This window comes from Arthrobacter sp. Y3223164, from assembly GCF_059091005.1.
This window is the reverse complement of record NZ_JBNHGF010000612.1, coordinates 1-1,138: the sequence shown is the minus strand read 5'-3', so window position 1 is coordinate 1,138 and position 1,138 is coordinate 1. Positions and strand designations below refer to the sequence as shown.

Genomic DNA, 1,138 nt, shown 5'->3' with positions numbered 1-1,138 from the left:
GCCGCGGCATCGGCAGGGCGCTCTACGAGTGGCAAGCCGACCGCCATCGGCGCCGGTTCCGCGCGGCCGGCATCAGGGGCGGCGTCCTGCGGAGCAGCACCGAGGAACAAGATCCGGCGCACAACGCGCTGATGGAAGCGGTGGGCGCCAGGGTGGTCCGCTACTTCACCGAAATGACCCGGCCGCTGGTGGAGATTCCGGACGCGCCGCTGCCGCAGGGCTTCGTCTTTGTGGACCTGGATCCGGGCGACAGCGACGCCGTGCGGCTCGCCCACAACGAGGCGTTCGCGGACCACTGGGGCAGCGAGCCGAGGGACGAGCGCCGGTGGAAGAACCTGGTGCAGCACCCTGAGACCAGGCCGGAGTGGAGCATGTCGGTGGTGGAGGCCGCCTCCGGCGAGACGGTGGCGTACCAGGTGGCCAGCTTTGATCCTCAGTACAAGCTGCAGTCAGGGTATGACGAAGGGTTCACGAACCTCCTCGGCGTCCGCAGGCCGTGGCGCGGCCGCGGGCTTGCCCAGTCGCTGCTGGCCGAAGCGATGCGCCGGTTCCGGGCCGGCGGGATGGCACACGCCGGGCTGGGCGTTGACACCGAGAACCCCAGCGGGGCGCTGGCCCTCTACACCCGGATGGGCTACGTGCCGACCAAGCGCTACCTGGACTATGAACTGCCCCTGACCTGACGCAGGCAGGGGGACCGCCGGCGGCTGGGCCCCGACGTCGTGCACCTACGACGTCGTGCACCGCGGCCGGGCGGCGGCTACGCCCCGACGTCGTGCAGGTGATGCGTGACGTCGTGCAGGAAGTAGCTGCCGAGCGTGACGACGGTGAAAGCCGAACCGTTGCTGCGCCTGCCGCGCCGGTCCCACTCGGCCGGGGTCACCGCATTGAAGCCGGCCGCGACCTCCGCGGCCGCTGCCGCCAGCTCCTCGGCGACGGCGCGCGGGTCCTGGCCGGCGTAACGTCCCTCCACGGCCGCGGCGTTCTGGTCCCAGTCGGCAAACTCCGGGTTGTCCTGGCCGAGCATCAGCTGCAGCCGGGCATCGAACACGCGGCAGACGTCGCGGACGTGGGCCGCGTACTCGAGCACCGACCACGTCGAGTCGTCGGGGCGGACGTGGGCGCCGGGCTCCGCCAG

2 protein-coding genes are annotated in these 1,138 nt (G+C 71.7%); one reads left to right on the top strand and one right to left on the bottom strand.

Features of this window, described 5'->3' with window-relative positions:
- Positions 1–683: GNAT family N-acetyltransferase (locus tag AC5RUJ_RS16845; RefSeq protein WP_494156315.1), on the top strand; the 683-nt coding region annotated here is incomplete at its 5' end.
- 77 nt (positions 684–760) lie between these two features.
- On the opposite strand, the gene AC5RUJ_RS16840 is transcribed toward AC5RUJ_RS16845, so the two are convergent.
- On the bottom strand, positions 761–1,138 hold a 378-nt coding region (locus AC5RUJ_RS16840; protein WP_494156314.1), incomplete at its 5' end, for a DinB family protein.